This is a genomic window from Curvibacter sp. T50, from assembly GCF_057219955.1.
In genome coordinates this window covers 252,344-274,715 of sequence record NZ_JBXVVU010000003.1, presented here as the reverse complement: position 1 = coordinate 274,715, position 22,372 = coordinate 252,344, and the positions used below count along the sequence as shown (strand labels likewise).

The window sequence follows — 22,372 nt, the reverse complement described above, 5'->3', positions numbered from 1 at the left end:
TTATAGCTAAATCGACGTAAATTCAGCGCGATCTCCCAACGAAAATCGCCCGGAAGTCGTTGACGTTGGTAAAAGTCGGCCCGGTGATGACCAGATCCTCCAGACTGCCGAAGAAACCGTAGGCGTCATGACGGTCCAGGTAATCGGCAAGCTGAAGTCCCCGCGCTTGCGCCCGTGTCAGGGTATCCGGTGTGACCAACGCACCAGCGTTGTCTTCCACGCCGTCTATGCCGTCGGTGTCGGCCGCCAGTGCCCAGACGTCGGGATGACCGTTCAAGGCCTGTGCGAGGCCCATGCAGAACTCGCCGGCGCGTCCGCCCCGGCCCTTGGGCCGCCCCTGCACACTCGCGCTCAGGGTCACGGTGGTCTCGCCACCGCTGAGGATGACGCAGGGCGCCTTGAAACTGCTGCGCCCGAGCACAGTCGACCGCGCCAGCGCCGCATGGACCCTCCCCACCTCGCGCGACTCGCCTTCGATCTCGTCACTGAGGATGTAGGCGTGCAGACCCATCGCGCGCGCGGCGTCGGCGGCGGCGGCCAGACTGTGCTGTGGTGTCGCCATCAGGCGGGTCTCGCAGCGCGCGAGGCGGGGATCCCCCGGCTTGGGCGTTTCAAGCGCACCGGTTTCCAGTTGCGCCAGCACGGCCGGCGGTACGTCGATGCGGTATCGCCGCAAAACAGCCAGCGCCTGGGCGCAGCTTGTTGCGTCAGCCACCGTCGGCCCGCTGGCAATCACACTCACGTCATCCCCCGGCACGTCGCTGATGGTCAAGGTCAGGACCCGGGCGGGTGCGCAGGCTGCGGCCAGACGCCCGCCCTTGATGCGCGAGAGGTGCTTGCGCACGGTATTCATTTCGCCGATGTGAGCTCCGCATTCGAGCAACTGGCGGTTGATCCGTTGCTTGTCGGCGAGGCTCAGACCGTCACACGGCAGCGTCAGCAGTGCAGACCCGCCGCCCGAGATCAGACACAGCACCAGATCGTCCTCGGTGAGACCGTTTGTCAGCGACAGAATGCGCCGCGCAGCGTCCAGTCCCGCCGCATCGGGAACCGGATGCGCCGCCTCCACCACCTCGATACGCTGGGCGATGCCATCGGGCCGTGCTGGGGTGTGCCCATACCGGGTCACGACCAGTCCGGAGAGCGGAGCCCTCGGCGGCCAATAAGTCTCGACCGCTTGCGCCATGGCGGCAGCGGCCTTTCCGGCGCCCAGGACCAAGGTGCGGCCTGTGGGCGGCGCAGGCAGATGGCCGGCCGAGATGTGCAGCGGCAGAGCACGCGCCACCGCAATGTCAAACAGGTGTCGCAACAGCTCCCGCGGCGATCTGGTCATGAATGCCGTCCGCCAGCTGTGCGCCCATGTCCGGCCAGCCAGGCAAGCCCGGCTTCGGTACCCCGGTCACCCTTGTCGGCCGGAAAGTACTCACATCCGACATAGCCCTGGTAGCCGATGCGCTCGAGCCAGTCGAAAAGGAAAGGGAACCGGATCTCCCCGCTTCCGGGCTCCGCACGGCCCGGATTGTCAGCCACCTGCACATGGCCGATCAGTGGAAGCCACCGCTGCAGGGTTGCGGCCAGCTCACCTTCGGTTCGCTGAGCATGGTAGATGTCAAACTGCACCAGCAGATTGTCCAGTCCGTGCCGTTCACGCAGTTCGGCAACAAGGGCGAACGCACGCGAGGGCCGATCCAGAAAAAAGCGGGGTACGTCAATCGGGTTGATCGGCTCCACCAGCAAACGCAGTCCGTGCGCAGAAAGCGTCCGTGCCGCGTGGCACAGGTTGGCACACAGCGTTTCCTCGGCTTCGCGCGGATCGATCCCGTCGGGCAGAACGCCAGCCAGGCAGTTCAGCTGAGTTACTCCCAGCGTCCTGGCATACCGAATCGCGCACTCGACACCGGCGCGAAATTCATCGAGCCGGTCCGGATGGCAGGCAATACCGCGCTCGCCTGCGGCCCAATTGCCGGCCGGCAGGTTGTGCAGCACCATCTTTTGCCCCTGCGCCCGCAACTGCGCCGCCAGCTGATCGGCCTCCCAGTCGTAGGGGAACTGGCACTCGACGGCCTCGAAGCCCGCCACCCGCGCAGCTGCAAAACGTTCAGGAAACGGCCGATCGGCAAACAAAGTACTGAGGTTGGCTGAGAATGCGAACATGCCGCACATTGTGGCGCAGCCTCCATTCGCCATGTCCACCCTGCTGATCCACAACGCTGATTGCATCGCCACGTTCGACCACCCCGAACCGTCCAAAGGGCGGGAGCTGCGAAACGCCTCAATATTCGTTCGCCACAATCGCATCGAATGGCTCGGCGCGGCAACCGAGTTGCCGCCCGCGCTGCGCCAAAGCGCCGCCGAGGTGATCGACGCCCGCGGCCACCTGGTGCTGCCTGGCTTGGTGAACACCCACCACCACATGTTCCAGAGCCTGACCCGCGCCATCCCCGGTGTGCAGGACGCCGAGCTGTTTGCCTGGCTGCGCGGCCTCTACCCGATCTGGGCCGGGCTGACGCCCGAGATGGTGCAGGTGAGCACCCAGGTGGCGATGGCCGAGCTGCTGCTGTCGGGCTGCACCACCAGCAGCGACCACCTGTACATCTACCCCAACGGCGTCCGCCTGGACGACAGCATCGAGGCCGCGCGCGCCATCGGCATGCGTTTTGTCGCCACCCGCGGAAGCATGAGTGTGGGCCAGAGCCAGGGCGGCCTGCCGCCGGACCGGGTGGTCGAGGACGAAGCCTTCATCCTGAAGGACACCCAGCGGCTGATCGAGACGTACCACGACGCGGGCCACGGCGCCATGGTGCAGGTGGCGGTGGCGCCGTGTTCGCCGTTTTCGGTCAGCCGCGACCTGATGCGCGAGTCGGCGGCGCTGGCGCGGGCCCATGGCGTGCGGCTGCACACCCATCTGGCGGAAAACGACCACGACCTGGCCTACAGCCGCGAGCGCTTCAATTGCACCCCCGCGGAATACGCGCAGGACCTGGGCTGGCTGGGCGAGGACGTCTGGCACGCCCACTGCGTCAAGCTCGACGACGCCGGCATCAGCCTGTTTGCCGCCACCCGCACCGGCGTGGCGCACTGCCCCTGCAGCAACATGCGCCTGGCCAGCGGCATCGCACCGGTGCGCCGCCTGCTCGATGCCGGCGTGCCGGTGGGCCTGGGGGTGGACGGCAGCGCCAGCAACGACGCCGCCCACATGGTCAACGAGGCGCGGCAGGCCCTGCTGCTGGCCCGCGTGGGACGCGCGCTGGCGCCGCCGGAAACCCGCACCGCGGCGGATGGCCGGCGTCAGACCTTCTTCGGCTGTGACCTGGGCCCGGCCGAGATGACCGCCCGTGACGCGCTGGCGCTGGCCACCCGCGGCGGGGCGCAGGTGCTGGGCCGGCGCGACATCGGCCACCTGGCGCCGGGGATGTGCGCCGACCTGGCGCTGTTCGACCTGCGCACGCTGGCCTTTGCCGGCGGCGCGGTGCACGACCCGGTGGGTGCGCTGCTGCTGTGCGCCAGCCCGCAAGCCGCCTGGACGGTGGTGAACGGGCGGGTGGTGGTGCGCGAGGGTCGGCTCACCACCGTGGATCTGGGCCCGCTGATCGAGCGCCACAACCGCCTGGCCGTGACGCTGGCGCAGTCAGATGGCTTCTGACGAACCGGCCTTTTCCGCGAGCCAGCGGGCCGTCTGGCGTACGACCCAGGGTCCGTCATCCAGTGGCAGGTCGTGCCCGGCCCAGTCGTGCAGCACACAGTCGGCGCGACCGTGACGGGCGAGGGTCCGGGAACATTCGGCCGAGACCAGGCGGTCCCGAGCGCTCGCCAGCACCAAGGTCGGCACGGGCAGCGGGCCCGGCGGTGCCCGGTAGCGTGCCGCCGCCAATAGCTGCCGCAGTGCGTTCGAACGACGAACCGGGCAGGCGGCCCGCCAGGCGGCCCATTGGGGCAAGATGGCCCTATCGGGACGATTGCTGGTCAGCCGAAGGATGGTCTGCTCCCAGTCCAGCGGCGTGGCGGGCAACGCCATCCGGGCCAGGATGGGGCCGTAGCTGGCGGGCCGCAAACGCTGGAAGAACGTGCTGTAGGGACGCAGACTGGTATTGAGCAGCACCATCGCCGCCACCTCTTCCCGATGGCGACTGGCCCACTCCACGGCGACCATCGCGCCCAGCGACAGCGCCAGCAGGTACACCGGTTGCCGGACGCCTTTGTGACTCAGTCCGGCCCGCGCCTGCTCGACCATGTCCGCCACCCGGATGGCGCTGCGCTCGGCGTACCGCGCGCCATTGCCAGCGAAATCCAGCGCGACGATTCGGTCCTGCGGAAAAGCGGCCTGCAGTTCGCCGACAAAACGCCCCCAGTGGCGGCTGTCGCGCGTCAGTCCCCGCAAGAGCACCCAGGTCCGTCCAGCGGCGGTGGTGATCGGTGGCCGCATCATGTCAGTACCAGTCCTGCAATGCCTGCGCGTGGTGCGCGGCGCGCGATTCGCCCCGCGGCAGCCACAGCGGATGACTGCATGCGGCCCGGGCGAAAAAATCCAGCAGGGTCAGATGCTGGCGCAGGACACGCTGCTGGCGGTGTTCGATCAGCGGATTGAACAGGCCGTGCCGCGAGAACAGCTGCCGGGGATTCTTGCGAATCCACAACCAGCTGCCCATTTCGAGCGTCAGCGGCAGAAACAGGCCGTGGCCCTGCGCCAGGGACTGCCGATACAGATGGTCCCAGAGATCACCATGTGCCAGGTACTGTTGGCTCTGGGGCTCGATCAGGTAGCGGTGATGGGCATGGGACTGCTCGAACACCTTCATCAGCGCATGCAACTCAGCAAGGTGCGCGATCGGTGTCCGCGTGCCGGCGTAGGGAAACCATACCCGGTCCCGGGCCCCGAACCCGGAATGGCAGTCCACCGCCAGGCTGAAAGACCTCGTCAGCAACTGTTCCGCCACCACCGCACACAGGGCCGCGCTTTCAGCCTGCAGGGGTTCACCCGCCCGGCCTCGGTACCAGGGAAGCCCCGGACTGGTACGCTGCCCACCCACCAGGAACGGAACCGGTTCGTCCGCATCCACCGGCGCGTTGCGCATGAGGTCGACACCCCTCGGATTCGCCCGGGTGCCCAGAACCATGCCGCCGGGGTTGACCAGCGGCATGAAGACCAAGCGAACGGTTTCGAGTTGCCGGTGCAGTGTGCTGTCCCAGGAAAGACGCATCACCAGGTTCTGCAGGTGGGCGATCACGACGCTGGCGCCGATCCGCTCCAGACCGTGAACGCCCCCGAAATAGCCGACTGCCGGAACCTGAGGGTCGGGATTGCCCAGAGTCACGACCCGCACCGGCAAGGTTTCTCCCTCCCGGAGTTCGATACGACAAGCATCCCGCGCCTGCAGATGGGCGCCACCCAGTTCGATCAGGCGTTCGAGCGCCAGCAACTCTGGCAACCGCAATGAACTCATTCGCAAGCATTCGGCATCCAGCCGCCTCCCGCCCAGGCGAAGGCCGATTCGCGCCGGGTTTCACCGCCCAGCATAGCGCCTGGCGATGCCTGCGACCGCAATGTCCGTTGAGCCTGCCGGGTCGACCATGTGCATTCACACGCCTGTCATATCGACCCGCTACGCTGGACTCGGCCAAGCCCCCCCCGGGACCACGTCCAGAGTCTGTATGAACCGAACCTTTCCCTTCTTCCGGCTGCTTGCGCTGCCCGCCTGCATGGTGTGGGGCATCCGCGAATTCATTGCGCTTCAGCGCGCGCGTCTGCTGTCGCCACGCCCGCCACAGCACCTCGGTCGCTAGGCCCGCCGGCACTCGCTTCGGCGGGCAGCGTCCGCCGGCTTGTCCATTCCCCCTCCCATAGCCAAAACGGGCTTGCCGCTCTCATGATCCGTCCCCTCAACTACCGCCCCGGCACCTGACCTGTGCGGCTGGTGGCTCGGGCTATTGCGGCCCGTCAACCCCTATCAGCTTGGCCAGGTCGGCGGTCGACATCGAACCGTCCCCTTTGGCCATCTGGCCGGTACGCAGGTTGCGGGCGACGGTGAAGGGCACGCCGGTCGCCCCGAAGGCCTCCATCAGACCCGTGTTCGTCTTGATGGCCTGCGCAAGGTCGGCCGGTGGTGTGCCGGGGGCCGAGATGCCACCTTTCTTGGCCAGCAACGACCCCTCATGTTCGTTCATCGCGGCCACAGGATCGGCGGCGCCCAGGATGGCCGCGCCCTGTGGCAGGCTGCTGGCATTGAGCAAAGCCACCGGGGCCCAGACAAATTTGACCTTGCTGTGCAAAGGCTTGGCTGCTTCCCACAATTTGGCGCAATGTGGGCATTGCGGATCAAAAAAAACGTAGACCGGGTTCGCGCTCATCAACGCTCCGACGGTGAACCCCCGGACCTCCGCCAGGGCTTCCACGGTTGGTGCACGCGGAGTGACCTTGGCCGGTGCAGGTACGGCCGGGACTTCGCTCTCCTTCTTGCCGCAAGCTGCCAGCGCAACGGCCGCCCCACCCAGGGACAGAACTAACAGGGATCGACGTTTCATGACTCGAAAGGGGAATGGTGCCCCGCAGGTTGATCAGTGCGCGCATGGTAGCGCGTTCCCGTCCCGCCCCGGTCGGCGCCCCACACGGCCCGTGCGTTAATCAGCCCATGCGTGCCATTTCGTTCCGTTTTCCGTCAAGCGCCCCGCGCTGGGTGCTGATCTTGAGCCTCGCCGCGGTGGCAAATCCGCTCAGTGTGGCCGCGCCGCTCCAGTTCGAAGGCCAAACCTTCGAGGATAGGGTCGTGCTGGCAGGCCAGCCGCTGCGCCTCAACGGCCTTGGGGTGCGCGCCGTTTCCGTGATTCGCGGTTATGCGGCGGCGCTATATCTGCCCCAACCGGCCACCAGCCATGCCGAAGCCAGTGGCCAAAGCGGACCGAAGCGTCTGGAGATTCGCTTGCTGCGCAATGTGGCTGCCCGAGAACTGGCCCAGGCGCTCACCCGCGGGGTTTCCCGCAATAGCACGCAAACCGTACGGGACCGATTGGCCGACCGCCTGCAGCAGCTGACCGATCGGTTCGAGCAGGCCGGCTCCCGGCGAAAGTCGGACACGGTCTCGCTCGACTATCTGCCAGGCCAGGGAACCGAGCTGAGAATCAACGGCGCACTTCAAGGTCCGCCGATTCCCGGCGAGGACCTGTACGACGCGCTCCTGGCAGTGTTCATCGGCGCCCACCCTGCGGACGAACGTTTGCGGCGCGGCCTGCTGGGTTTGCCCCCGGCCCCGTCCTGATCGGGGGTGGCCACGCCTGTGCGGTTGTGCACGCCCCCGCTCAGGCCAGATGCGCGAGCAGCTGCGTGGTGCTGCGCACCCCCAGCTTGCGCAGCAGCCTGGCGCGGTGCATTTCCACCGTGCGCGGGCTCAGGCCCAGCTCGCGGGCGATCTGCTTGCTGGTCAGGCCGTGGGCCAGTTGGGTCACCACCTCGCGCTCGCGCGGGCTCAGGCGCGCGGCCGGCGCCTGCACCGGGCCCAGGGCCTCGAAACACCACACCGCGTGCCGGGCGGGGTCGGTGGCGTCGGCCGCGTGGCCGCGCACCCGGCACCAGATCAGCTCGCCGTCGTGGCGCCGCATCAGGCGCTCGTCCTCGTAGCGGCCGTCGCGCCGCATGCGCGGGTAGCCGCGCTCGCCGGTGCGCTCGAACTCCTGCGGCGACGGATACAGCCCGCTGATCGACTGCCCCACCAGTTCGGTCGTGTCATAGCCGAACAGCTCGCCAAACGCGGCGTTGCAACGGGCGATGAGTCGCTCGCGCGTCACGCACAGCGCGGCGGGCGCCAGCAGAAAGTCGTCCTGATCCGGCATGGTCGGCGGTGAATATACGGTATTCATACCGTATTTCAAAGCCGGGGCCATCCGGCTATCGTGCGGCCCATGAACCTTGCTCATCTGCTGCTCCGCCAGGCCCGGCTCGACCCGGACCGACCCGCCCTCTTTTTCGGCACCACGCCCTGGGCCAGCCACGACCAGTGGGCGCGCCGCGGCCTGGCGCTGGCGCAGCGGCTGCGCGCCGACGGCCTGGACACGGGTGACCGGGTGGTGCTGTTCCTGCGCAACCATCCGCGCTATCTCGAACTGCTGTGGGGCCTGTGGCTGGCCGGCGCGGCGGTGGTGCCGGTCAACGCCAAACTGCATCCGCGCGAGGTGGAGTGGATCGTCGACAACGCGCAGGCCCGCCTGGCCTTCGTCACCGCCGACGTGGCCCCGGGGCCGCTGGCGGGTCTGGCGCGGCAGATCGACATCGAATCCGCCGCCTGCGATGCGCTGTTCGAGCCGATACCCGGCCAAGCCTTGCAGCCGCTGGCCGAACGCGGCCCCGACGACCTGGCCTGGCTGTTCTACACCAGCGGCACCACCGGCCGGCCCAAGGGTGTGATGCTCACGCACCGCAACCTGATGACCATGGGCCTGACCTACTTCGTCGACGTCGACCCGGTGGCGCGGCAGGACCACATCGTCTACGGCGCGCCGATGTCGCACGGCGCCGGCATCTACGCCATTCCGCACCTGATGGCCGGCGCGGCGCATGTGGTGCCGGCCTCGGGCGGGGTCGATCCGGCGGAACTGTTCGAACTGGGCTGGGCGCTGGGGCCGCTGTCCACGTTTGCGGCGCCCACCATCGTCAAGCGCCTGGTGGACCACGCCGAGGCCGCCGGCATCACGGCAGCCGACTGCGCCCGCGCGTTCAAGACCATCGTCTACGGGGGGGCGCCGATGTACCGGGCCGACATCGAGCGCGCGCTGCGCGTGATGGGGCCACGCTTCGTGCAGATCTACGGCCAGGGCGAGACACCGATGGTGGGCACGGCGCTGTCGCGTGCCGTGCTGGCCGACACCGCCCACCCCCGCCACGGCGATCGGGTGGCGTCGGTGGGTGTGGCGCAGACGCCGGTGCGGGTGCGCATCGCCGACGAAAGCGGCAACCCGCTGCCCACCGGCGAGGTCGGCGAGGTGCTGGTGCGCGGCGACAGCGTGATGGCCGGCTACTGGCGCAACCCCGAGGCGACCGCAGCCGCCATCCGCGACGGCTGGCTGTTCACCGGTGACGTGGGTTGCCTGGACGACGAGGGCTTCCTCACCCTCAAGGATCGCAGCAAGGACCTGATCATCAGCGGCGGCTCCAACATCTACCCGCGCGAGGTGGAGGAGGTGCTGCTCACCGCGCCCGGCGTGGCCGAAGTGGCCGTGGTCGGCGCGCCCGATCCGGAGTGGGGCGAGGTGGTGGTGGCCTTTGTGGTGCCGATGCCGGGCGTGGCACTGACGGTGGCCGCGCTGGACGCGCACTGCCTGGCGCAGATGGGCCGCTTCAAGCGGCCCAAGGCCTGGCACATCGTGCCGGAACTGCCCAAGAACAACTACGGCAAGGTGCTCAAGACCGCACTGCGCGAGCGCCTGCGCGCGCCGGCATCCGTGCCGCCCGCCGGCTGAACACCGGTGACGCCGGCCCCGATCGCGTCAACCGTCACCCCGCAATCACAGGAGACACCCGCCATGAGCGACACCTTTCTTCAGGGCCGCCGCGCCCTCGTCACCGGCTCGGTCCAGGGCATCGGCCTGGCCATGGCCACCGAACTGGCCCGCGCCGGCGCCACCGTGCTGCTGCACGGCCTGCCCGACGCGGCGGTGCATGCGCAGGCCTGCGCCGCCGTGGCCGCCGCCGGCTCCGGCGCGGTGCAGAGCCTGGACCACAACCTGGCGGACCCCGCCGCCGTGGACGCGATGATGGACGCCGTGCTGGCCGACGGGCCGCTGGACATTCTGGTCAACAACGCCGGCATCCAGCACACCGCGCCGCTGGCCGAGATGCCCCGAGCGCGCTGGGACGCGATCCTGGCCGTCAACCTCTCGGCCGCTTTCGACACCACCCGCCGCGCGCTGCCCGGCATGGTGCAGCGCGGCTACGGCCGCATCGTCAACATCGCCTCGGTGCATGGCCTGGTGGCCTCGGTCAACAAGGCGCCCTACGTGGCAGCCAAGTTCGGCCTGGTCGGCCTGACGCGGGTCACCGCGCTGGAGGCCGCCGCTGCCGGCAACCGGGGCACGGGCGGCGTCACCGCCAACTGCATCTGCCCCGGCTGGACCGAAACCGCCATCATCGAGCCGCAGATCGTGGCCCGCGCCAACGCCTTCGGCGGCGACCGCGAAGCCGGCATCCGCGACCTGTTGCGCGAGAAGCAGCCCAGCGGGCGGACCTCGCTGCCCTCGGAGATCGCCCGCACCGTGGTCTGGCTGTGCGAACCGGCCGCGCACAACCTCACCGGCGCGGCCATCCCCATCGACGGCGGGTGGACCGCGCAGTAAGAACAGGACACCTCCGCGACCTGGATCAAAGACAAGTCGCAACACGGCCGTAAGATATTATTTTAATAGCGAGAAAAGACCAATCTACGACGGGTATTGGTCATTTTCATCGAAAAAATGGCCGGCAGGCGCCTGTTGGGGCACCCACCGGCCAACAAAGTCCACCCGGCCTCGGGTGGGGCAGACTCAGGTGTTGGGCGCGGTCTTGGCGCTCCAGACCATCGTGATCGCCAAGATGCCGAGCACCACGCCCAGCGACACCGCAACCGGAATCTTGAAGATATCGATCAGCATCATCTTGGTACCGATGAAGACCAGGATCACCGCCAGGCCGTAGTTCAGCAGGTGGAAGCGGCTGGCCGCCGCCTGCAGCAGGAAGAACATCGCGCGCAGGCCCAGGATGGCGAACACGTTGCTGGTCAGCACGATGAACGGGTCCTTGGTGATGGCGAAGATGGCGGGGATCGAATCGACCGCGAAGATCACGTCGGTCAGTGCCACCAGGGCGATCACCATCAGCAGCGGCGTGGCGATCTTCTTGCCGTTTTCCACGGTCCAGAATTTTTCGCCGTCAAACTGCTTGCTCACCGGCAGCACCTTGCGCAGCAGCTTGAGCGCGGGGTTGTCGTCCAGGCTGGCCTCCTTGCCGGCAGCCCACCACATCTTGATGCCGGTCAGGATCAGGAAGGCGCCGAACACATACAGCACCCAGTGGAACTGCTCCAGCAGCCAGGCGCCGACCAGGATCATGATGGTGCGCAGCACGATGGCGCCGATGATGCCGATCATCAGCACCCGCTTCTGGTAGGCCGGCGGCACCGCAAAGTAGGTGAAGATCATCAGGAAGACAAAGATGTTGTCCACCGCCAGGCTCTTCTCGATCAGGTAACCGGTCAGGAACTCGAGCGACTTCTCGGTGGCGATGGCGGTCGAACCGGTGGTGTCCTTCACCGCCCACCACAGCAGTCCGTTGAAGGCCAGACTCAACGCCACCCAGAGCACGGACCAGTTCAGCGCCTCGCGCACGCCCACCTCATGCGCGCCCTGCTTCTTAAGCACGACAAAGTCCACGAACAACGCCGCCAGCACAATGGCGACAAAGACAACCCACAACCAGACCGGAACGATGGTATCCATCAGCAAGAACCTCGCAGAAAAAGGTGTTGAAAAACACCCGCAAGGTCTTGCGTGACAACCGGGTTAGCCGGTGCCGGCGCAACCGGCGGACTGCGCGTGCAGCCTGCGTATTGACGGTTGACGCCACCGGATCCCCATCTCAAAAGAGGGCTGCCGGCTCGCTACTCCCCTTGAAGGGATGGGCGATGGTACGAAGTGCGCCTATTCCCCGCAATGCGGCGGGGAATTGGTCGGTTGTCCGCGCTACCATGCGCGAACGCCGCACTTGCCTCCAACCGCCAACGCAACCCGCGCTCAGACAGTGAACCGATCCACGCTCCCGTCCGCCCTCACCGTTCGCGAGGATGAGGTCTTGTTCACCGCCATGAGGGCACAAGGTGCGGGCGGGCAGAACGTCAACAAGGTCTCCAGTGCCGTACACCTGCGCTATGAGATTGCCACTTCGTCGTTACCCGAAGAAGTGAAGGCCCGCTTGCGGGCACTGCACGACCAGCGCATCACCGAGGACGGCGTCGTCATCATCAAGGCTCAGTCCCACCGCACCCAGACCGCCAACCGCATTGACGCCCTGGCCCGCCTTCAGGACCTGGTCGACAGCGTCGCCGCCGCGCCCAAACGCCGACGACCCACCCGGCCGACCCTGGCATCACGCCAGCGGCGGCTTCAGGGCAAGGCGTTGCGGGCGGGCATCAAACAGCGGCGCGGACGGGTAGGTGGCGGTGACGGGTTGGACGGCTGAGGGGCGGGGGCCCCTGAGCGCCCTGCACACCCGCATAATGCCGTTACCCAGCGTCAAACGGTGATAGTTTGCTCTTTTTTCCGGAGTCTTTCAGCGTCCAGGCCAGAACCTCCGCCAGTGCCTGGACCCGCGACTGCAGCGCGGCCAGGTCGGCGTCGTTCACCAGCCGGTGGGTGATGGCGGCCCAACCGGGCGGCAGGGGCTCGGCAAAGGCGGTCTGCCGCTCCAGCACCGCGGCGGTGGCGTCGGACGGATCGGTGCCGGCGGCGGCGCGCTCGGCGATGCGCGAGCGCATCTGCGCGGCGGGCGCCTGGCAGTCCACCAGATCGAAGGCAGCCTGGGCCCGGCCGGCGGTGGCGCGCAACGCCTCGCGCTCGGCCTGACGCAGCGCGGCAGCATCCACCACCACCGACACCCCGGCCGCCAGCAGGTCGCCCGCCAGCTGGTTCAGCCGCCCGTAGGTGCGTTGGGTCATCTCCGTGCCGTACAGCTGCGCCGCCGCGTCGGAGCCCGCTGCCACCCGTGCCGTGGGCGCCAGGCCCGCCAGGCGTTTGCGCTCCACGTCCGAGCGGATGCGCACCGCGCCCAGCGCCTCGGCCAGCCGCGCGGCCACGGTGGATTTGCCCGCGCCGCTCAGCCCCGTCACCAGCACCAGACGCAGCGTCGGCGGGGGCGCCGCCAGCTGCACGGCCAGCGGCCAGTAGCGGGCGAAGGCGGCCGGGTTGCCGCAGAGCAACGCCACCTGGGCGCGCACCAGCGCGCGGTAGGCCGCCAACGGGCGCAGCAGCGCCAGGCCGTCAACGTCCCCCGTCTGTTCGGCCCAGCCGCCGATGAAGCGCCACGCCAGACCGGGCAGGCCGTGGGCCAGCAGGTCCATGAACACAAAGGCGACGTCGGCCACCACGTCGATGGTGCGCAGGCTGGCGTCGAACTCCAGCGCGTCAAAGGCCATCACCTGCCCCTGCCAGCGCACGATATTGCCCAGGTGCAGGTCGCCATGGCCTTCACGCACCCAACCGGCGGCGGCCCGGCGCGCCAGGCGCGCCGCCTGGGCGGCAAAGGCGGCGGCCAGCAGGGTGCGGGTGGCGGCGACGGCGGCGGTGTCCACGTCGCCCGGCCGGCCCGGGTGCGCGCCGATGGCGTCCAGCGCGGCGGCGGCGGCCTCGCGCGGGCCGGTGCGCGGCTGCTGCGCGGGCGGCACCGCCGGCAGGGCGGCGTGAAAGTGCGCCACGTGGGCAGCCAGTGCGTCGATGTCGGCTGCGTCCAGCACGCCGGCGCGCGCCCGGGCGGCAAACTCGCCGGCCGGGTCGAAACGGCGCATGCGCAGCGCCCAGTCCAGCACCGGGCCGTCACCGCCCAGGCGCGGGGCCTCGGGCGTGCCGGTCAGGGGCACCACGTCGCGGTACAGGTCGGGCGCGGTGCGGCGGTTCAGCCGCAGCTCTTCCTCACAGAAATGGCGGCGCCGGGCGGGTGTGGAAAAGTCCAGAAACGGCAGCCGCACCGGGCGCTTGAGCTTGATGACCGTGTCACCGGCCAGGACCAGGCTGGAGATGTGGGTGCGCACCACCACCGGGTCGGCGCCGGTGTCGGCCGCCAGGCGGCGGGCCAGGGCCGCCAGCAGCCGCTCGTGGGCGGTGATCGGGTCGGAGCGCGGATCAGGCAGGGATCGTGGAGCGGGCCGTGGCATGAAGCAGCTTTCCCACCCGAAGCTACCAGAGTTCTTCGGCATCGAACACCGATAAACGTCAGCGCGGATGATGTGATCACGCACACAAATCAAAACTCGGTTACATTAGCTGAGTCGATGGCGTCTGCTTACCTTCGCGTCGACAAGGTCTGATCAAGGCAGCGGCGTCCTACGCCGCCCCCGAATCCACCAATCCGGTTACCCGGATTCGCTCTGGTGGTCACGCTTTTCCCTATTGGCAAGCTTCACCGCAGTCCGCGCCTGACTTCTCGCGTGCCGGTACCGCCAAACGCCCCCGCAGGATAACGGCCCAAGAGGCCCCTGGGGGTGGCACATCGTTCTCTCATTTTTCGGCCTCTATGACCACAAGCACCTCGCCCTCCTTCTCGGTGGGCAAATTTCGCCTCACGCCGTCGACCCGTCCGGGCTCTGACGAGCAGTTCCGGGCGTCTCTGTCCATCAGCCGCGGCAGCGGACGACAGACGCATGACCATGTCTACACCTTTACACCCCAGTTCCCCAGTCGCGAAAGCGCGTTGATGTACGCCGCAGTCCAGGGCCTTTACTGGCTCATCAATCCCAAGTCCCTGGCCTGAGCAGCCATTCCGACGAAAGCCCCTCATCATGGCCAAGGAAGAACTTATCGAGATGCATGGCAAGGTTGACGAAATCCTGCCCGACATGCGCTACCGCGTCACCCTGGACAACGGTCACAAACTGATCGCCTATACCGGTGGCAAGATGCGCAAACACAGCATTCGCATCCTCTCCGGAGACAAGGTGACCTTGGAAATGTCACCTTACGACCTGAGCAAGGGTCGAATCACCTTCCGTCACATCGAAAACCGCGGCCCACGCCCCAACGTGCCCAACCGCAAAGCCCGCCGCTGACGCGGCGGCCATGACAGCCCATTTCCTTTTCCCCCACGCTTCCGCCAGAACCGGTGGAGCTTTTTACGAAAGACTCAAACATGAGCAACAAACTGTACGTTGGCAACCTCGCCTACTCCGTCCGTGATGACGATCTTCAACAGACTTTCTCTGCCTTCGGCGCCGTTCAGTCGGCCAAGGTGATGATGGAACGCGACACCGGCCGTTCCAAAGGCTTTGGCTTTGTCGAGATGGGTTCCGCCGCCGAAGCGCAGGCCGCCATCCAGGGCCTGAACGGCAAGAACGTCGGTGGACGTGACCTGACCGTCAACGTCGCCCGCCCGATGGAAGCCCGCCCGCCGCGCAGCGGCGGTGACTACGGCGGTGGCGGCTACGGCGGCGGCAACGGCGGCGGTCGTCGCGCTTACTGAAATCCACCCGAACCGATGGACCTCGATGGGGCCCATCGGTGACGGCGCCGCCCGAATGCGGGCATGGGCGTGACCAAGCGATCCGATACTACCGAAAAAATAGCATCAGGTGACCAATTTACGCTGGGTATGACCCGATTTTTCCTGACGCGGCGTACCCACGGCACGGCCAGGAAAGGTTCCGGGGCCAGTCCGACTGCGGGCTGCCCCGGTCGGTCCGCTCAAGGCCCCTTGGCCCCGCTCTGGAACCACGCGCCCACCAGGGCGCGTTCTGCTTCTGTCATGCCTGTGGCGTTGTTCATGGGCATTTGCTTGAGCAGCACCACCTGTTGGTAAATGGCCTGGGCTTGGGCCGTGATCGCTGTATCGCTGTCCAGTCGGATGTTTTTCATCTGAACCTGGGCGTTGTGGCACTGTGCGCAGCGCTGGTCAAGCACGGCTTTGACCTTTTGATACTCATTTTGGGCGATACCCGGCGTATTTTGGTCGCTTTGCGCTATTGAAATAGAATCAACCCCGGGGGGGGGCTCGGCCACTTTCAGGCCCACGATCACCGCCACCAACACCGCCACCCCGGCAGCCGCATACGGCCATGGGTTGGCGGCCCGGCCGTGGTGCCAGCCGTGGCGCTGCACAAAGAACTGGCGGATCAGCGCGCCAGACAGCATCATCAGGATCAGGATGATCCAGTTGAACCGGTGCGTGTACAGAAAACCGTAGTGATTGCTCAGCATCGCAAAGATGACGGGCAGCGTGAAATAGGTGTTGTGCACGCTGCGCTGCTTGCCCCGCTTGCCGTGGATGGCCAGCGCCTTCGGGTCCACCTTCTCGCCCGAGGTCATGGCGGCCACCACCTTGCGCTGGCCGGGAATGATCCAGAAGAACACATTGGCGCTCATGGCCGTCGCAATCATCGCGCCCACCAGCAGGAAGGCGGCGCGGCCCGCAAACAGCTGACAGGCAGCCCAGGAGGCCAGACAGATGACAGCAAAGACCAGTGCGCCGACGATGGCGTCGCCGTTTTCGCGAAAGCCGAACCACTGGCAGATGCGGTCGTAGATCAGCCAGAACGCCACCAGAAAGCCCAGCGCTGCCGAAATGGCGGCGGCGGGAGACCAGTCCAGCAGCGACTTGTCGATCAGGAAGGTGCTCGCGTTCCACAGATACAACACCGTGAACAGGGCAAACCCGGACAGCCAGGTGGAGTAGCTTTCCCAGTAGAACCAGTGCAGCTCGGTGTGGATCTTCTTGGGCGCCACCATGTATTTCTGCGGGTTGTAGAACCCGCCGCCGTGCACCGCCCACATGGCGCCGTCCACGCCCTTTTCCAGCAGGTCGGGCGACTTCGGCTTGATCAGGTTGTTGTCGAGAAAGACAAAGTAGAACGACGAGCCGATCCAGGCAATCGCGGTGATGACGTGCAGCCAACGCAGCAGCAGGTTGGCCCAATCCAGCAGGTACGCTTCCATAAGGGAACTCCAAGCTGCTCACCACTGCGGGCGCTGTGAGCAGTCCGGTAGAGGTCGCGCACATGGCGGGAAGACTCCCCACCGGGCACCGCTGCGACCTGTCGACCGAAGTGTATACAAAAAATTCACGTTCAGGGGTGCCCTGGGACAACCGAAGTCCGGGGTAAACCCTCGTTTGGCACCAGAAAACCATGCAACAACTGTGCCGCCACCGATACCGCAATCACCGCCGGCTCTTTGCCCCGAATTCCGGGCAAGCCGATCGGGCAGGTCACCGCGCCACATTCGGCGTCCGTGAAACCCCGCTCGGCCAGGCGGCGGCGGAAGGTCGCCCATTTGGTGCGGCTCCCGATCAGGCCGATGAAGGGCAGATCGCCCTGCTCGCGCTGGCGCAGCAGGCAGGCCGCCACCACATCCAGATCCTCGGCATGGCTGAAACTCATGATCAGCACCAGACTTCCCGGCGCAAGGTCACGAACCGCCGTCTGCACCGGATCGGAGTGTTCAGCGCACACATTGGCTGGCAGATCGACCGGAAAAATTTCATCCCGGCTGTCGATCCAGTGCACCGAGACCGGCAAAGTGCCCAGTACCCGCACCAGTGCCTTGCCTACATGCCCGCCACCGAACAGCGCCACCGGCGCCCGCGGCGGCGCCAGCCGGGCGCCCAGTGTCGGTCCGTCGGCCGCCGTGATCGGTTCCAGCCGCAGCATCACCACACCACCGCAGCACTGACCCAGGCTTGGCCCCAGGGCAAACCGTTCGATCAGGTGCGCCGCGTCGGACGTCATGGCGCGGGCACGGGCAATCGCTTCAAACTCCAGGTGGCCGCCGCCCACGGTGCCGACAACCGCATCAGGAAATACGGCCATCCAGGCCCCAGGTTCACGCGGCACGGAGCCGCTGGTGGCATCCACGGTCACCAGTACGCCGGGATTGCGGGCCAGTTGCGCCAACACCGCCGTGAGATCATTGGACAATTCTTGCCTTTCCATGCGGGCCGGCCCCGCAGGCTGCGATTTTCGGGCACATTGCGCGGCGGCGCGCAACGATGCCTTGCTCCGGCGCAGCCGAGTGGCCGCCCGCTCACCTACGCAACCGCCCTGGAACGCTTTGACCATGACCCTGCGATTTCCCCTGCTCAAAACCGGCTCACCACCGTTGCCTTCGGCAGGCACCCCGGCAGCGTTGTTGCTGGCGGCCCTGATCGGTTCGGGATGCACGACCGTGCCCTCTGGTGCGCCCACGCCCGTTGTCCTCCCGCCGGTCCCGCCAACCGCGCCGGCGCCTGCGGCCTCGCCGGTCAGACCGGCCAGCCCCGACCGGGAAGCCCCGCCCGCTGCGGCAAAACCCGCCTATCCGGCGGCGCCACGTGCATCGACCGCTGGCACACCCCGGGAATACCGCAAAGACGCCGCAGCCCACCTCTATCACCACAACGGCCACCGAATTTTCCGCGGACGTCTTCCGGCGTACCTGTACGCGGTGGGTGTGCTGGAGGTGCAGATCGACCGCAACGGCCACGTTGCTTCAACCCATTGGCTGCGGGCGCCACGCCACGCCCCCGAGGTGGTCGCCGAGATCGAGCGTACGGTGCGCGCCGCGGCGCCCTTCCCCGCCCCGGGGCGGATGGGCAAAGTCACTTACACCGACACCTGGTTGTGGGACAAAAGCGGACGCTTCCAGCTCGACACCCTGACCGAAGGCCAGGACTGAAGCAGAGGCCATCGCCCTGCGCCTCCCGTGAAAAAGGCCGGTCCCGTGGGGAACCGGCCTTTGGTCCGCAGGCGGTGTCGCGGTGCGGACCGGATCAGCCGCGCGCCGCCGCCCGCCCGCGCTCGCAGGCCAGCAAAATGCGCTCGGGCGTGGCCGGCGCCACCAGGCTGACCCGGGCGTCGTGGCCACCGGCGGCGCCCACGGCGTCGCGCAGGGCAAAGAACACCGACAGCGCCTGCATCAGCGGCGGCTCGCCCACGGCCTTGCTGTTGAACGGCGTGGGTTTGAGGTTGTGGCCATCAAACAGGGTGACGTTGAAGTGCTCGGGCACGTCACCCGCCACCGGGATCTTGTAGGTGCTGGGGCCATGCGTCAGCAGCTTGCCTTTTTTGTCCCAGATGCACTCTTCCATGGTCAGCCAGCCCATGCCCTGGATGTAGGCGCCTTCCACCTGGCCCTTGTCCAGGGCCGGGTTGATGCTGCGACCGGCGTCGTGGACCATGTCGGCCGCCTTGAGCCACCACTCGCCGGTGCGGGTGTCGATTTCGACCTCGGACACCGAGGCGCCGTAGCAGTAGTAATAGAAGGCGCGACCGTTCAGGGTGGTGAAGTCGTACTTGATTTCGGGCGTCATGTAAAAGCCCGTCACCGACAGCCCGACCCGGTCCAGCCAGGCCTGTTTTGTCAGGTCCGCCCAGGGCACCGACTTGCCGCCGCCGTGTGCGGCGTTGTCGGCAAAACGCACCACCTCGGGCTCGCAGCCCAGCAGACGCGCAGCCACCGGCTGGAGGCGCTCACGCATCTGCGCGGTGGCGTTCATGATGGCGGCGCCGTTGATGTCGGCGCCGCTGGAGGCCGACGTGGCGGAGGCGTTGGGCACTTTCTGCGAATCGGTGGCGGTGACGCGCACCTTGTCCACGCTGATGCCCAGCCCGTCGGCGCAGACCTGCGCCATCTTGGTGTTGAGGCCCTGGCCCATTTCGGTGCCGCCGTGGTTGACGCTGACCGAGCCGTCCATGTAGATCACCAGCAGCGCGCCGCCCTGGTTCAGGTGTGTCGCGGTGAAGCTGATGCCGAACTTCAGCGGCACCAGCGCCAGGCCGCGCTTGCGGGTCTTGCTGGTGGCGTTGAAGGCGGCCACGGCGGCGCGGCGCTCGGCGTAGCCGGCCTGGGCTTCCACCTGGGCGATCACCTGGTCACCCACCCAGTCTTCGATCAGCTGGTTGTACTGGGTGGTCATGGTGTCAGGGTTGCCCGACACCGCCGGGTCCTGGTAGAGGTTGCGCTTGCGCACGTCCAGCGGGTCCAGCCCCAGCACCGAGGCGATCTCGTCGATCACCGTCTCGATGCCGAACATGCCCTGCGGGCCACCGAAGCCGCGGAACGCGGTGGAGCTCTGGGTGTTCGTCTTGCAGCGGTGGCTGACCAGCTTGAGCGCCGGGATGTGGTAGCAGTTGTCGATGTGCAGGCAGGCGCGGTCGTTCACCGGGCCGGAATAGTCCACGCTGTAGCCGCAGCGCGACATCAGCGTGATGTCGGCGCCCAGGATACGGCCGGTGTCGTCGAAACCGACCTCGTAGTCGATGCGGAAGTCGTGCCGCTTGCCGGTGACGGTCATGTCGTCGTCGCGGTTCACACGCAGCTTCACCGGCTTTTGCAGTTTGAACGCCGCCAGCGCCGCGCTCTGGCTGAAGATGCTGGCGTTGCCTTCCTTGCCGCCGAAGCCGCCGCCCATGCGGCGGCAGATGACTTCCACGTCGTTGGTGGACAGGTTCAGCGCCGCGGCGGCTTCACGCTGGTTGCCGTCCGGGTGCTGGGTGGAGCAGTACAGCGTGAGCTGGCCGTCTTCGCGCGGTACGGCATAGGTGATCTGCCCTTCCAGGTAGAACTGTTCCTGCTGGCCGGTGCGGGTGCTGCCACGGATGCGGCGCGGCGCGGCGGCAATCGCCTGCGCGGCGTCCCCGCGCACGATGCCCTTGGCCGGCATGACAAAGCTGCCGGCCGCCATCGCATCCTCGATGGTGAGGATGGGCGGCAACTCCTTGACCAGCACCTGGGCCTTTTTCGCGGCCTCGCGGGCATAGAGCATCTCGCGCGCCACGACCACCGCCACCGCCTGGCCGACAAACTCCACCTTGCCATCGGCCAGGAAGGGGTCGTCGTGCACGATGGGGCCGCAGTTGTTTTCGCCCGGGATGTCGCGCGCGGTGAACACCGCCACCACGCCATGCTCTTTCAGCAGCGCCGCGCGGTCGATGCCCTCGCCGATCAGTTCGCCGTGGGCCACGGGCGACAGCACCAGCGCGGCGTACAGCGTGCCACGCAGCTCGGGAATGTCGTCGGTGTAGGTGGCGCCGCCGGTCACGTGCAGCCGGGCCGATTCATGGACCACATCTCGGCCCTGCTCGGTGGCGGGAATCAGGTTCTTGAGGTCGGTGGGTGCATTCATGACACGGCCTCCTGGCTGGGCTGGGACTCTTCGATGAACTGGAGCACCAGGTTCCGCGCCACCAGCGAGCGATAGGCCCAGGTGGCACGCAACCCGTCGCGGGCGGTGAAGCTGGCGGCAATGGCCGCGTCGATCTCGTCGGCCGACACGGCGTCGGGCGCCCGGCCTTCCAGCACGGCCTCGATCTTCGGCGCGCGGCAGGGCGCCGGTGCCAGGCCGTTGTAGGCCAGGCGCACGTCGCTCAACCGTCCGTCTTTCAGCCGGTAACGGATCGCGGCGCAGGTGGCGGAAATGTCCTGCTCGAAGCGTTTGCTGACCTTGTGGGCGCGGAACACCACACCCGCCGCGGGGCGCGGCAGCAGCACCGCCTCGATGAACTCGCCCGGCTGCAGAACGTTGGCTTTCTGGCCGGTGTAGAAGGCGTCCAGCGCCACGGTGCGGGTCTTGTGGCCGCGGCGCAGCTCCAGGCTCGCGCCCAGCGCCATCAGGCACGGCATGGAGTCCCCGATGGGCGAACCGTTGGCAATGTTGCCCGCCAGCGTGGCCGTGGCGCGGATCGGCGGCGAGCCGAAGCGGCGCAGCACCTCGGCGAAGTCGGGCCAGGCCTCGGCCATCAGCGGTTCGATGTCGGCCAGCGGCACCGCCGCGCCGATGCGCCAGGCGTCGCCACGGACCTCGATGCGACGCAACGCGGCCACGTTGCCGAGGTAGACGATGTGGTCGGGCCGGCGGAACTGCTTGTTCACCTGCAGGCCGATTTCCGTGCTGCCGGCCAGCAGCGTGGCCTGCGGGTGGCTTTGCAGGTAGTCGGCCACTTCGGCCAGCGTGGCGGGCGAGACAAATTCGTTGCCCTTGCGGGTGCGCACCACCGGCTGCACCACGATTTCACCGTCCAGGCTGTAGGTGGGCTCGGTGGCACGGCGGATCTCGCGCAGCAGCGGCAGGTCCGCTGCGTCGTCGATCTTCAGCTGCTCGCGCGGGGCCTGCGCCGCGACCAGCGCGGCATCCACGATGGGTTTGTAGCCGGTGCAGCGGCACAGGTTGCCGCTGAGCGCGTCGTTGATGACCTGGCGGCCGGGCTGGGCCACCGTCTGCAGCAGGCCGGCCAGGCTCATCACGATGCCGGGGGTGCAGAAGCCGCATTGCGAGCCGTGGCAGCCCACCATGGCCTCCTGCACCGGGTGCAGGCTGCCGTCTGTGCGCGCCAGGCTTTCCACCGTCTTGACCGACTTGCCGTCGAGCGTGGGCAGCAGCTGCATGCAGGCATTGACGCTGCGATAGTCCACCGCGTCACCCGCGGCATTGAGCTCGCCGACCAGCACCACACAGGCGCCGCAATCGCCCTCGGCGCAGCCTTCCTTGGTGCCGGTGCGGTGCAGTTGTTCGCGCAGGTAGTCCAGCACCGTGGTGGTGCGGCGCTCGCCTTGCGCTTCGACGATTCGGCCGTCCAGCACAAAGCGCACGGTGTTGGTCACTTGGGTCATGGTGGGGCGGAAGTGGGAAAAGGGACGATTTTATTTGTCTGGCCGTATGACGACCATATGGATTTCCGTATAC

General features: G+C 67.4%; 22 protein-coding genes. 10 read left to right on the top strand and 12 right to left on the bottom strand.

Annotated elements, in window-relative coordinates; all coding sequences use genetic code 11:
* Nucleotides 1-22 precede the first annotated feature (22 nt).
* Together AC2EBU_RS12930 and AC2EBU_RS12925 are read right to left on the bottom strand one after the other, a co-directional pair.
* On the bottom strand, nucleotides 23-1,333 hold the full coding sequence (locus AC2EBU_RS12930) for a glycerate kinase type-2 family protein (RefSeq protein ID WP_484610838.1): 1,311 nt from the start codon (nucleotides 1,331-1,333) through the stop codon (nucleotides 23-25).
* The gene (locus AC2EBU_RS12925) at nucleotides 1,330-2,154 is read right to left on the bottom strand and encodes a hydroxypyruvate isomerase family protein (protein ID WP_484610837.1); all 825 of its coding nucleotides are present in this window, start codon (nucleotides 2,152-2,154) and stop codon (nucleotides 1,330-1,332) included. Before AC2EBU_RS12925 ends, AC2EBU_RS12930 begins: the two co-directional genes overlap by 4 nt.
* Here AC2EBU_RS12925 and AC2EBU_RS12920 point away from each other — a divergent pair.
* On the top strand, nucleotides 2,153-3,643 hold the full coding sequence (locus AC2EBU_RS12920; RefSeq protein ID WP_484610836.1) for an 8-oxoguanine deaminase: 1,491 nt from the start codon (nucleotides 2,153-2,155) through the stop codon (nucleotides 3,641-3,643). The two genes, AC2EBU_RS12925 and AC2EBU_RS12920, sit on opposite strands and share 2 nt — an antisense overlap.
* Here AC2EBU_RS12920 and AC2EBU_RS12915 read toward each other — a convergent pair.
* Both AC2EBU_RS12915 and AC2EBU_RS12910 read right to left on the bottom strand, forming a co-directional pair.
* Complete coding sequence (locus tag AC2EBU_RS12915) at nucleotides 3,629-4,426, bottom strand: alpha/beta fold hydrolase (protein WP_484610835.1); 798 nt, start codon at nucleotides 4,424-4,426, stop codon at nucleotides 3,629-3,631. The genes AC2EBU_RS12920 and AC2EBU_RS12915 overlap by 15 nt on opposite strands.
* Before the next feature lies 1 nt (nucleotide 4,427).
* Complete coding sequence (locus AC2EBU_RS12910) at nucleotides 4,428-5,441, bottom strand: M14 family zinc carboxypeptidase (protein ID WP_484610834.1); 1,014 nt, start codon at nucleotides 5,439-5,441, stop codon at nucleotides 4,428-4,430.
* A gap of 208 nt (nucleotides 5,442-5,649) precedes the next feature.
* Between AC2EBU_RS12910 and AC2EBU_RS12905 the strand changes: the two genes are divergently transcribed.
* Nucleotides 5,650-5,781, top strand: a complete 132-nt coding sequence (locus tag AC2EBU_RS12905; protein ID WP_484610833.1) for a hypothetical protein — start codon at nucleotides 5,650-5,652, stop codon at nucleotides 5,779-5,781.
* A gap of 141 nt (nucleotides 5,782-5,922) precedes the next feature.
* On the opposite strand, the gene AC2EBU_RS12900 is transcribed toward AC2EBU_RS12905, so the two are convergent.
* On the bottom strand, nucleotides 5,923-6,519 hold the full coding sequence (locus tag AC2EBU_RS12900; protein ID WP_484610832.1) for a thioredoxin fold domain-containing protein: 597 nt from the start codon (nucleotides 6,517-6,519) through the stop codon (nucleotides 5,923-5,925).
* Nucleotides 6,520-6,626: 107 nt separating this feature from the next.
* On the opposite strand from AC2EBU_RS12900, the gene AC2EBU_RS12895 reads away from it, so the two are divergent.
* A complete protein-coding gene (locus tag AC2EBU_RS12895; protein WP_484610831.1) occupies nucleotides 6,627-7,250 on the top strand; it encodes a chalcone isomerase family protein in 624 nt (207 codons plus the stop codon).
* A 40-nt stretch (nucleotides 7,251-7,290) separates the two neighbouring features.
* Here the strand turns inward: AC2EBU_RS12895 and AC2EBU_RS12890 are convergent, their stop codons facing one another.
* The gene (locus AC2EBU_RS12890; RefSeq protein WP_484610830.1) at nucleotides 7,291-7,848 is read right to left on the bottom strand and encodes a response regulator transcription factor; all 558 of its coding nucleotides are present in this window, start codon (nucleotides 7,846-7,848) and stop codon (nucleotides 7,291-7,293) included.
* 42 nt (nucleotides 7,849-7,890) lie between these two features.
* On the opposite strand from AC2EBU_RS12890, the gene AC2EBU_RS12885 reads away from it, so the two are divergent.
* Nucleotides 7,891-9,444 carry a class I adenylate-forming enzyme family protein gene (locus AC2EBU_RS12885; protein ID WP_484610829.1) on the top strand — a complete coding sequence of 518 codons (1,554 nt, stop codon included), beginning with the start codon at nucleotides 7,891-7,893 and terminating at the stop codon, nucleotides 9,442-9,444.
* A gap of 63 nt (nucleotides 9,445-9,507) precedes the next feature.
* The gene (locus AC2EBU_RS12880; RefSeq protein WP_484610828.1) at nucleotides 9,508-10,317 is read left to right on the top strand and encodes a 3-hydroxybutyrate dehydrogenase; all 810 of its coding nucleotides are present in this window, start codon (nucleotides 9,508-9,510) and stop codon (nucleotides 10,315-10,317) included.
* A gap of 186 nt (nucleotides 10,318-10,503) precedes the next feature.
* On the opposite strand, the gene AC2EBU_RS12875 is transcribed toward AC2EBU_RS12880, so the two are convergent.
* A complete protein-coding gene (locus AC2EBU_RS12875; RefSeq protein ID WP_484610827.1) occupies nucleotides 10,504-11,454 on the bottom strand; it encodes a TerC family protein in 951 nt (316 codons plus the stop codon).
* Nucleotides 11,455-11,755: 301 nt separating this feature from the next.
* Between AC2EBU_RS12875 and arfB the strand changes: the two genes are divergently transcribed.
* On the top strand, nucleotides 11,756-12,193 hold the full coding sequence (arfB, locus tag AC2EBU_RS12870) for an alternative ribosome rescue aminoacyl-tRNA hydrolase ArfB (RefSeq protein ID WP_484610826.1): 438 nt from the start codon (nucleotides 11,756-11,758) through the stop codon (nucleotides 12,191-12,193).
* Nucleotides 12,194-12,236: 43 nt separating this feature from the next.
* On the opposite strand, the gene AC2EBU_RS12865 is transcribed toward arfB, so the two are convergent.
* Complete coding sequence (locus tag AC2EBU_RS12865) at nucleotides 12,237-13,880, bottom strand: bifunctional aminoglycoside phosphotransferase/ATP-binding protein (protein ID WP_484610825.1); 1,644 nt, start codon at nucleotides 13,878-13,880, stop codon at nucleotides 12,237-12,239.
* Nucleotides 13,881-14,239: 359 nt separating this feature from the next.
* Here AC2EBU_RS12865 and AC2EBU_RS12860 point away from each other — a divergent pair, with 359 nt between their 5' ends.
* The 3 genes from AC2EBU_RS12860 (at nucleotide 14,240) to AC2EBU_RS12850 (ending at nucleotide 15,181) form a co-directional block, all read left to right on the top strand.
* Entirely contained in the window at nucleotides 14,240-14,476 is a 237-nt protein-coding gene (locus AC2EBU_RS12860) for a hypothetical protein (protein ID WP_484610824.1), read from the top strand.
* A gap of 28 nt (nucleotides 14,477-14,504) precedes the next feature.
* The gene (gene infA / locus AC2EBU_RS12855; RefSeq protein ID WP_484610823.1) at nucleotides 14,505-14,771 is read left to right on the top strand and encodes a translation initiation factor IF-1; all 267 of its coding nucleotides are present in this window, start codon (nucleotides 14,505-14,507) and stop codon (nucleotides 14,769-14,771) included.
* Nucleotides 14,772-14,851: 80 nt separating this feature from the next.
* Nucleotides 14,852-15,181, top strand: a complete 330-nt coding sequence (locus AC2EBU_RS12850) for an RNA recognition motif domain-containing protein (RefSeq protein ID WP_484610822.1) — start codon at nucleotides 14,852-14,854, stop codon at nucleotides 15,179-15,181.
* Between the two features lie 221 nt (nucleotides 15,182-15,402).
* Here the strand turns inward: AC2EBU_RS12850 and AC2EBU_RS12845 are convergent, their stop codons facing one another.
* On the bottom strand, nucleotides 15,403-16,650 hold the full coding sequence (locus tag AC2EBU_RS12845) for a urate hydroxylase PuuD (RefSeq protein ID WP_484610821.1): 1,248 nt from the start codon (nucleotides 16,648-16,650) through the stop codon (nucleotides 15,403-15,405).
* 131 nt (nucleotides 16,651-16,781) lie between these two features.
* Entirely contained in the window at nucleotides 16,782-17,645 is an 864-nt protein-coding gene (xdhC, locus tag AC2EBU_RS12840) for a xanthine dehydrogenase accessory protein XdhC (RefSeq protein WP_484610820.1), read from the bottom strand.
* Between the two features lie 124 nt (nucleotides 17,646-17,769).
* Here xdhC and AC2EBU_RS12835 point away from each other — a divergent pair, with 124 nt between their 5' ends.
* Nucleotides 17,770-18,366: an energy transducer TonB gene (locus tag AC2EBU_RS12835; protein WP_484610819.1), complete on the top strand. Its 597-nt coding sequence runs from the start codon at nucleotides 17,770-17,772 to the stop codon at nucleotides 18,364-18,366.
* A gap of 94 nt (nucleotides 18,367-18,460) precedes the next feature.
* Here AC2EBU_RS12835 and xdhB read toward each other — a convergent pair whose 3' ends face one another.
* A complete protein-coding gene (xdhB, locus tag AC2EBU_RS12830) occupies nucleotides 18,461-20,815 on the bottom strand; it encodes a xanthine dehydrogenase molybdopterin binding subunit (RefSeq protein ID WP_484610818.1) in 2,355 nt (784 codons plus the stop codon).
* Nucleotides 20,812-22,299, bottom strand: a complete 1,488-nt coding sequence (gene xdhA / locus AC2EBU_RS12825; protein ID WP_484610817.1) for a xanthine dehydrogenase small subunit — start codon at nucleotides 22,297-22,299, stop codon at nucleotides 20,812-20,814. The genes xdhB and xdhA overlap by 4 nt, the downstream gene beginning before the upstream one ends.
* Nucleotides 22,300-22,372 lie beyond the last annotated feature (73 nt).

What these genes read in the sequence shown, in the direction of transcription:
- AC2EBU_RS12930 (WP_484610838.1), bottom strand. Translation starts at nt 1,333, where the DNA reads ATGACCAGATCGCCGCGGGAGCTGTTGCGACACCTGTTTGACATTGCG.
- AC2EBU_RS12920 (WP_484610836.1), top strand. Translation starts at nt 2,153, where the DNA reads ATGCCGCACATTGTGGCGCAGCCTCCATTCGCCATGTCCACCCTGCTG.
- AC2EBU_RS12925 (WP_484610837.1), bottom strand. Translation starts at nt 2,154, where the DNA reads ATGTTCGCATTCTCAGCCAACCTCAGTACTTTGTTTGCCGATCGGCCG.
- AC2EBU_RS12915 (WP_484610835.1), bottom strand. Translation starts at nt 4,426, where the DNA reads ATGATGCGGCCACCGATCACCACCGCCGCTGGACGGACCTGGGTGCTC.
- AC2EBU_RS12910 (WP_484610834.1), bottom strand. Translation starts at nt 5,441, where the DNA reads ATGAGTTCATTGCGGTTGCCAGAGTTGCTGGCGCTCGAACGCCTGATC.
- AC2EBU_RS12905 (WP_484610833.1), top strand. Translation starts at nt 5,650, where the DNA reads ATGAACCGAACCTTTCCCTTCTTCCGGCTGCTTGCGCTGCCCGCCTGC.
- AC2EBU_RS12900 (WP_484610832.1), bottom strand. Translation starts at nt 6,519, where the DNA reads ATGAAACGTCGATCCCTGTTAGTTCTGTCCCTGGGTGGGGCGGCCGTT.
- AC2EBU_RS12895 (WP_484610831.1), top strand. Translation starts at nt 6,627, where the DNA reads ATGCGTGCCATTTCGTTCCGTTTTCCGTCAAGCGCCCCGCGCTGGGTG.
- AC2EBU_RS12890 (WP_484610830.1), bottom strand. Translation starts at nt 7,848, where the DNA reads ATGAATACCGTATATTCACCGCCGACCATGCCGGATCAGGACGACTTT.
- AC2EBU_RS12885 (WP_484610829.1), top strand. Translation starts at nt 7,891, where the DNA reads ATGAACCTTGCTCATCTGCTGCTCCGCCAGGCCCGGCTCGACCCGGAC.
- AC2EBU_RS12880 (WP_484610828.1), top strand. Translation starts at nt 9,508, where the DNA reads ATGAGCGACACCTTTCTTCAGGGCCGCCGCGCCCTCGTCACCGGCTCG.
- AC2EBU_RS12875 (WP_484610827.1), bottom strand. Translation starts at nt 11,454, where the DNA reads ATGGATACCATCGTTCCGGTCTGGTTGTGGGTTGTCTTTGTCGCCATT.
- AC2EBU_RS12865 (WP_484610825.1), bottom strand. Translation starts at nt 13,880, where the DNA reads ATGCCACGGCCCGCTCCACGATCCCTGCCTGATCCGCGCTCCGACCCG.
- AC2EBU_RS12860 (WP_484610824.1), top strand. Translation starts at nt 14,240, where the DNA reads ATGACCACAAGCACCTCGCCCTCCTTCTCGGTGGGCAAATTTCGCCTC.
- infA (WP_484610823.1), top strand. Translation starts at nt 14,505, where the DNA reads ATGGCCAAGGAAGAACTTATCGAGATGCATGGCAAGGTTGACGAAATC.
- AC2EBU_RS12850 (WP_484610822.1), top strand. Translation starts at nt 14,852, where the DNA reads ATGAGCAACAAACTGTACGTTGGCAACCTCGCCTACTCCGTCCGTGAT.
- AC2EBU_RS12845 (WP_484610821.1), bottom strand. Translation starts at nt 16,650, where the DNA reads ATGGAAGCGTACCTGCTGGATTGGGCCAACCTGCTGCTGCGTTGGCTG.
- xdhC (WP_484610820.1), bottom strand. Translation starts at nt 17,645, where the DNA reads ATGGAAAGGCAAGAATTGTCCAATGATCTCACGGCGGTGTTGGCGCAA.
- AC2EBU_RS12835 (WP_484610819.1), top strand. Translation starts at nt 17,770, where the DNA reads ATGACCCTGCGATTTCCCCTGCTCAAAACCGGCTCACCACCGTTGCCT.
- xdhB (WP_484610818.1), bottom strand. Translation starts at nt 20,815, where the DNA reads ATGAATGCACCCACCGACCTCAAGAACCTGATTCCCGCCACCGAGCAG.
- xdhA (WP_484610817.1), bottom strand. Translation starts at nt 22,299, where the DNA reads ATGACCCAAGTGACCAACACCGTGCGCTTTGTGCTGGACGGCCGAATC.